The sequence below is a fragment of the Phocaeicola coprocola DSM 17136 genome, assembly GCF_000154845.1.
GTDB classification, from domain to species: Bacteria; Bacteroidota; Bacteroidia; order Bacteroidales; family Bacteroidaceae; genus Phocaeicola; species Phocaeicola coprocola.
The window spans coordinates 13,942-21,038 of record NZ_DS981458.1 but is presented as its reverse complement, the minus strand read 5'-3'; the positions used below and the strand labels follow the sequence as shown (position 1 = coordinate 21,038).

The window sequence follows — 7,097 nt, the reverse complement described above, 5'->3', positions numbered from 1 at the left end:
AACAGTCTCTTTATACGTTCGGACAAATCATCAACCAAAGTCTGAGTCTGGTCTATATCCTTTCGGATCATCTGAAGAAGATAAATGTGATGCTCTTCAACAAAACCGGTACACGCCTCAAGCAATTCTTCAGGACTGGCTGACAGTTTACCGTGATAAACTGAATTTATATCATCAAGAGTAAGGACTTTACCTTCACAAAGCATATCAATAAGAGAAGTAGCTGTCGTACCGCTTGTATTACTTACTACACTTGAAAGCTTGATGTTGCAGTCTTCAAGAATACGCATCATACGGTTCTTCTCTGAAGCTATCTGCTGAATAAGCTTGTTCCGGTAACGCGTCAGGTCACGAAGCTGACGCTGCTCCTTGGGAGGAATATAGCTCGGTTTGAGAAGACCTGCCAGAAGAAGCTTGCAGATCCATTCGCTGTCCATCTTGTCTGTCTTGTGACCCGGAACATTCTTAATGTGACGGGCATTGACTATCCAGATATTGGGAATGGAATCTTCAAGAACCTTATAAACCGGCTTCCAGTAAACACCGGTACTCTCCATTCCCACATGCGTTACACCATTGGACAATAGCCATTCTTTCAATTCATTCAAAGAACTCGTGAAGGTTTTGAATGAGCGGGTCTCGCGTTGGATGCCTGCTCCGTCAATTGTCGCCACCACAACCTTCAGGTGGACGTCGATACCGCAAGCGCGCTGTATCAACTGAGGGAATGTCACTTCTGCCATAACTGATACATTTTAGGGTTACACTATACAAAGGTAACTTCAGCTTGACTATTTACATTCTCTTGGGCGTGATTTTTTATCTCATGGGTATTTCATTGTGATTTAATTTATGAGGTTTATTTCCAAAATACGTTAGTTATTTCTGTTTTAGGCTGCGAGTTGGCATAAGCAATGCTGATGTCTCGCATAGCATTGATTCGTTGCCTCTCCAACGATATATTGTCTGCCCATTTCCGCATCATGAATTTCCACTCTTCGCCCATCTGATTCTTTATCTCATTGGCAAGTTCCATAGCATCATCATAACATGCGGCATCGGGATAAATTTCTGAGAGGTAGATACTGGCCGTTGCAGCACCTTCACTATTAGGAGCCGCAATCCATGCCGCACGAGCTTGGGCCAGATTCTCATTGCAATGCTGATTTACAAATTGTTGATATACATTCATCAACTCTTTATTGATAGCATCGTACCCTTTACAACACTCTGGAACCATCATAAGATTGTAGATGGCTGCATCATAATTTTTCATGGCAGCCAGAGCCTGAGCTCCTTTTATGATATTCTGATAGTTATTATCATAATAGTCCATTATCTTTTGTTTTCCGTGTTGTACGAAGTTTCGAATCTCAACGTTAGATACATTTACTTTTTGAAATGTATTGATGAGTGCTTTCGTCTCGTTGTCTCCGATGCCCTTTATTTCGTTAGAGTATGTAGCATAGACCTTTTGAGCCTTCAAATCAACAACATGCATTGAGATACTAACATTGTAGATTACCTTTGTTGGTGCTCCGCTCACTATCTGTTTATCAATAACATCATATCCAAAGGCTAAGGCGAACTGTGAATTTTCCATTCCACCAATACTTCCTGCCTTAGATGTAAGCACACGCAAACGATTGGTCAAATAGTTTACCACTTGTGGGTAATAACTGCCATCTGAGGATTGAGCAACTAAAGGACGCAGTGGAATGTCGCAATCCTGAGCATACACAAAAGTTGACATGCAAAACAGCATGAATGAAAATGCGAACTTCTTCATAGTTACTTTTCTCCAATTATTATTTGGGTATAGCCTAATGAAGGTGAATTGTTCTTCGACTCTATGCCATATTTCGTTCTTAAAAATTTACGTAATTCGTTCGCAAATCCACTTGCATCTTGAGGCATGCCGTTTTCTTTTAGTAGTGGAATTCTCACATTCTCAAAGAGCATGATGGACTCTGTTGTCTCAGAAGTAAGAAATTGGTGCTTGACAGTGTTCTCTGCCATCCAATTCTCAATAATCTCTGATAGTTCTGAACCGTCATACTCACTTTCAAGGTCTGTCCCTGATCCATTGTCGAAAACTCCGACTTCAATAACAACTTCTCTACCATTCTCTCTGCAGTCATCAAAATGATATTGTAAACGAGAGATGAAGTTGTCCATGTGTCCAACGACAGCCTCCTCCAACAACACTGGTATTTCCGAGGTAAATGTAGGAGTACCCGTACCATCTGCACCTGCAACTTGTTTCCCAGTATAAGCATCAAGGGCTCGTAGATTGTATGTTACACTGTGCTTTGGACCAACGGTGTTGTATGAGAAGTCTACCTCGACAATAATATCTGCTTTTGCCTGTCTGTTGAGTTCATCCAAGGCTGAAACAGCCAAAGAACTGCCAGGTGTTTTCGATGTAGTAAGAGTGTTCCTTGCAGTTCGTCTTGTATTATTCTTGATAGATTGTGACAAATCAGCAAGCGGGAACCCTCGATCAGACATGAGGTTGTTGATTTTGGAGATTACCAACATGAGTTCCCTACTATCTTGAACAGCCTGTTCATAATTTGGCGTTCCCTTTATTTCTCCTTGATTTTTATACACATTCCAAAAACCACGTTCTTGACACCATGTGTCCATAGGAACGACCATGATTTTGGGATTCTTACCTTGGGCAAAAGCCGTGCATGCCACTGCGAGCATTAAGAATGCATTAATGAGTCTTAATTTCATATTCCCTTGTTTTATAAACCTAACTTTCTTACGATACCAGCTTTCTCGAGATCTTTTCTTAACGATTCTTTAGCAACAACCACTATTGCTTTCACCCGAAAGCGTTTACCTGCCTTAACGATTTGAATCGGATGGGTTGAGTTCGTATAAGTATTGAATTGCTCGTTAATCAGTTTGTCAAAGTATTCACTATGCTCTTCGGCTTCAGATGGTGATGCCAAAATGGGCTTTTGAGAAATTCGCTCTACTGCAAACCCTTTAAACAAGCAACCATGAATAGCACACTTCTTCGCTATGTCTATTGTCGCTTCCTTCTTTTTGTCAACCATTGTAGAAACTTCTACTAAGTAATATCCTTCCTTTGCGATTGCTACTCCTACTATGTCATATTCATAGTTTGGTAATGCCGATTTTGCGAAACAGATGGAAGTTACCCATAACGCGAACAACAAAGATGCAAACCTTTTCATTTTCTTAGAGCATTTTGGTTATTATTTCTTGTATTTCATTCTCTGAAAAATAGTCCTTTATGAAATATACAGGCTTGTCATTTCGCCAAACCAAAATATCCATTGGATGCCCATCATGCATATAGTCACTTTGCATCTCAATGTTATTTTGGGCAAGTTCTTTAACCTGCTCATCTAACTCTGGGATGCCATTTCGCAGCAGTTTGTTGTCTCGAGTGATTATATGATTGTTTTCAACAAAGTACTTATAAAGACAGCTATCTTCTGGTAATTGGAAAGAGCGAACAATAGATTTGAAGCTGTATGATACTTTGATAGTAATGCGAGTTCCAGTCTTGGTATTCTCCATTTTTTATGTCCTTAAATACCTTTTCGAAACCCTAGAAAAGAATTAAACTTAGATTAAAGGTAACCACAAAACGCAAAAAACGTAGGCCTCCATCACTACTCGCCTGCCTCTTCGGTCCTAGGATAACCTGCTTGCTGACTTGTAGAATGTCTGCCTACGCTGGTATGTTGCACGTACCTCCGGAAAAAGTGTACCTTGAGGATATAATATACCCTCACGTGCACACCCCGGGATACTTTTTTGTTGCATACCCGTAGCATTCATTTCTGACATTGTCCTCAGCAAGCTGTTTGAATTTCCTAGGCTCAAGAGGCCTAAAGACAAAGCATCGATGACGCTTTTACATTATGTAGTGTCCCACCCAGCCGCGCATCCTTTTTAGATGGCACAGCGTAGGCACGACGCTGCAAAGTTACACATTTTTTATCATACCTTAAATCCGCAACTCCATTCCCGAAGTGCTACCTACATAAAGAGAAATGGACTTTTGATTCGTAAGATAACCATTAAGTCCTCGCGTCCGTTTCAATGCGCATACCATCCCCTTACCCCATAAAGCGACTTGAGGCAATACGCAATCAGTGGCCATCAAGTGATGTAAATCATCCGGAAGAAGTTTTGAAGGCTTCTGCATATGCATGGTTGTCGGTGTAGATATTCAGCACACATTGCCTTGCGGTCTTAATCCACTTGGCAGGTACTGAAATGAATTTGAAGACAAACGTCTTGATACGGCTGGTTTCCTTGAGCCCGAACTTCTTCACTTCAATCCTTTGCATGATGGCCTTGTAGAAATTGCGTATCAGTGCCGTCAGGAGCAGGAACACGGTATTTTCCGCCATGAAAGATTTAGGCAGTCTGTCCCATCCAAACCCATTGTTCATGTCATCAAAGACGCGTTCCTTGCCACCGCGCATGTTATAGAACTCCACGATGTCCCCTCATGGATGATTCGTAATCGTTGGTCAGGATGCAGCGGTATGTATATTCCCCCTCCCACAGGTCCGGTCCACTGCCCATGCGTCTCTGTCTCTGGATTACCAGGCGATACGGTTTGCCCTTCCACTTCTCAACGAGAATGGAGTTCAACTCAACACGATGCCGTTTAATCTCTTCCTTCTTCCACCCTCTGAGCGCGAAGATGTCATCATAGAGCGAGCAGCAGCGGTTGGCGCGTATGTAGAATGTCCTGCAATGCTTCCTGACCTCATCCACAATGTCTTCAGAGCATGAGCCGCAGTCGGCCCTGAAGCGTTTGACTGTCAGCTTCTTCTCTTCAAGTCTCTCCAAAATCCTCTTTAGCGTGTCCTTCTGGTGAAAGCGTACATTGGTGTTGCCGTCGCTGTTCTCTATGCCGACAATCATGTCGCCGATAACGGCCACACCGGACCTGTAACCAAGAAATTTCTTGTACGTGGGCTTTGCATCGTACTTCTCCGCCTCAATGAACTGGTGGTCAAAGTCAACGTCATACTCCCCGCCCTCTTTCAACTGCCCTGTGGACAACAGGCAATTCAGGAGCAATGTGTTGAGTGTGTCTGCCGTATTGAAATCATAGGACTTTCCGGCATCAGACGTGTATGAGATGTTTTCCCGGGTCAGTTCGTTTATTGCCCTAAGGATGGTGTCGGCGCTACAGGTGCGGAGTGTGGGGTGAAGGGAAAGATGACTCATTAAGTGGGCGGTGACATCCTCAACGCAAGAACCGCCGCAGAAGTAAACGCATAGGAGGGAGCGGATGATTTCGCTGTATTGATAACCATAGAGTTTGCATCTCAACCCAAGTGTTGAGTCAATTGTAGAGGAGAGAAGGGAGGTAAATTGCTCCATGATTGGAAATATGCCTCCAAAAGGAGTGAGTCTTTCGGATTTTATTGCTACCTTTGCCATGCCTGTTGCGGTTTTCTTTGTCTTTGGATTCGCAACACTAAGGTAAGTGAAAACGCTGACATGGCAAAAACCTGGGCAACAAAATGTTGCTCAGGAACTTATAAAAATAATTATCAATTATGTTGCGGAATTAAGGTCATATACACATTAGTGTCCACTAAAAAATCATAGAAGTTCTTTGAAATTATTGAAATTCAATTTGTTATAGGAGATTTTTGGGAGAACGGATTTGAATTTACTTTTGTGGTAATTTTCAGACCGTTATGCATAAAGACCCATATATTTTTGCCCAATTAGTTAAGTTCCTTGACCGAAGTAAATTCAATCGTATCGTTACAAAGTATGAAGGCGATAAGTATATCAAGAGCTATACCTGTTGGAATCAGCTGCTTACGATGATGTTCGGTCAGCTATCCAATCGAGATAGTCTTAGAGATTTGATTGTGGCTATGGAAGCTCATGCTGGAAAACTTTACCATCTCGGAATCGGGAAGTCTGTAACTCGGAGCAATCTTAGTAAGGCTAATGAGCAACGTAACTACCGCATCTTCGAAGAGTACGCAACATTCATGATTGCCGAGGCCCGCAAGCGTAGAATCAATAAAATATTCGAACTTGACGGTCATGTTTATGCATTTGACTCTACAACGATTGATCTGTGCCTGTCAGTGTTTGAATGGGCTAAATTTCGCAAACATAAAGGCGGAATAAAGTTGCATACGCTCTACGATATTGAAGCGGAAGTACCTGCATTTGTGCATATTACACCTGCCAATATTCACGATTCAAAGGCTATGCCTGAGATTCCATATGAATCAGGAGCGCATTATATATTCGACCGAGGGTATAACGATTTCAGCAACCTTAATACAATAAATCGTATAGGTGCTTTCTTCCTTGTACGAGCCAAAACAAATGTACGGATCAAGCCTAAAACCTGGAAACGAAGATTGCCAGAAGGTGTAGTATCGGATGTAATCGGATGCTTTACGGTTTATAAAAGTTCTAAGGATTACCCTGAGGAACTTAGAAAACTCATCATTGAAAATCCTGAAGACGGTACACGACACATCTTCCTGACAAATAATCTTGACGCATCTGCAGAGTTTATATCATCGCTTTATAGAAACAGATGGAGTGTTGAACTGTTCTTCAAATGGATAAAACACCACCTCAGGATTAAGAAGTTCTGGGGAACATCGGAAAACGCTGTACGCATACAAATCTATTGTGCGATAATCACTTACTGCTTAGTAGCAATAGTCCAACACGATATGAAATTAGAACGTAGCGTCTATGAAATTCTCCAAATACTCGGAATCTCTCTGACCGACAAAACACATCTCAGTGACTTGTTTGACAAATCGAATTTCAAAAATGTCAAAGACCGATATGATTCAAGTGAACCGAATTTATTTAATTTTTAACCTGTCCATTTTTAGTGACAGTAGTGATCCGAAAATACGAAAAAAATGTGGCCGATTTATCTTCATATTCCCTTTTTAACGTCCCTCCCTGTATATTCAGTTTCTTTTATTCACCTCCCCAAAATGAAAAAAAACCCAGTTATATCAGCGCTGACAGGAAACAAAAAAAAATAAAAGCATGGAAAAAAAAGTATATACATGAAGCCCATTTCCTTGGTC

6 protein-coding genes and 1 pseudogene are annotated in these 7,097 nt (G+C 41.6%); 1 reads left to right on the top strand and 6 read right to left on the bottom strand.

Annotated elements, in window-relative coordinates:
- From BACCOP_RS05295 to BACCOP_RS05270, 6 genes and pseudogenes are all read right to left on the bottom strand, one after another.
- Positions 1-743 (bottom strand): IS110 family RNA-guided transposase (locus BACCOP_RS05295; RefSeq protein ID WP_007567130.1); only part of this gene is annotated, 743 nt, incomplete at its 3' end.
- Between the two features lie 116 nt (positions 744-859).
- Entirely contained in the window at positions 860-1,789 is a 930-nt protein-coding gene (locus tag BACCOP_RS05290) for a hypothetical protein (RefSeq protein ID WP_007567128.1), read from the bottom strand.
- A 2-nt stretch (positions 1,790-1,791) separates the two neighbouring features.
- Entirely contained in the window at positions 1,792-2,742 is a 951-nt protein-coding gene (locus BACCOP_RS05285; RefSeq protein ID WP_007567126.1) for a DUF6175 family protein, read from the bottom strand.
- Between the two features lie 11 nt (positions 2,743-2,753).
- Positions 2,754-3,212, bottom strand: a complete 459-nt coding sequence (locus BACCOP_RS05280) for a hypothetical protein (protein WP_007567123.1) — start codon at positions 3,210-3,212, stop codon at positions 2,754-2,756.
- A gap of 4 nt (positions 3,213-3,216) precedes the next feature.
- Positions 3,217-3,561 carry a hypothetical protein gene (locus BACCOP_RS05275; protein ID WP_007567121.1) on the bottom strand — a complete coding sequence of 115 codons (345 nt, stop codon included), beginning with the start codon at positions 3,559-3,561 and terminating at the stop codon, positions 3,217-3,219.
- 602 nt (positions 3,562-4,163) lie between these two features.
- Positions 4,164-5,451: pseudogene (locus tag BACCOP_RS05270) on the bottom strand (IS1380-like element IS615 family transposase).
- A 263-nt stretch (positions 5,452-5,714) separates the two neighbouring features.
- Between BACCOP_RS05270 and BACCOP_RS05265 the strand changes: the two are divergent.
- On the top strand, positions 5,715-6,878 hold the full coding sequence (locus tag BACCOP_RS05265) for an IS4 family transposase (RefSeq protein WP_007567113.1): 1,164 nt from the start codon (positions 5,715-5,717) through the stop codon (positions 6,876-6,878).
- The last annotated feature ends 219 nt before the right edge of the window (positions 6,879-7,097 follow it).

Bases quoted from the DNA above. Each gene is read 5' to 3' on its own strand.
- BACCOP_RS05290 (WP_007567128.1), bottom strand. From the start codon at position 1,789: ATGAAGAAGTTCGCATTTTCATTCATGCTGTTTTGCATGTCAACTTTT.
- BACCOP_RS05285 (WP_007567126.1), bottom strand. From the start codon at position 2,742: ATGAAATTAAGACTCATTAATGCATTCTTAATGCTCGCAGTGGCATGC.
- BACCOP_RS05280 (WP_007567123.1), bottom strand. From the start codon at position 3,212: ATGAAAAGGTTTGCATCTTTGTTGTTCGCGTTATGGGTAACTTCCATC.
- BACCOP_RS05275 (WP_007567121.1), bottom strand. From the start codon at position 3,561: ATGGAGAATACCAAGACTGGAACTCGCATTACTATCAAAGTATCATAC.
- BACCOP_RS05265 (WP_007567113.1), top strand. From the start codon at position 5,715: ATGCATAAAGACCCATATATTTTTGCCCAATTAGTTAAGTTCCTTGAC.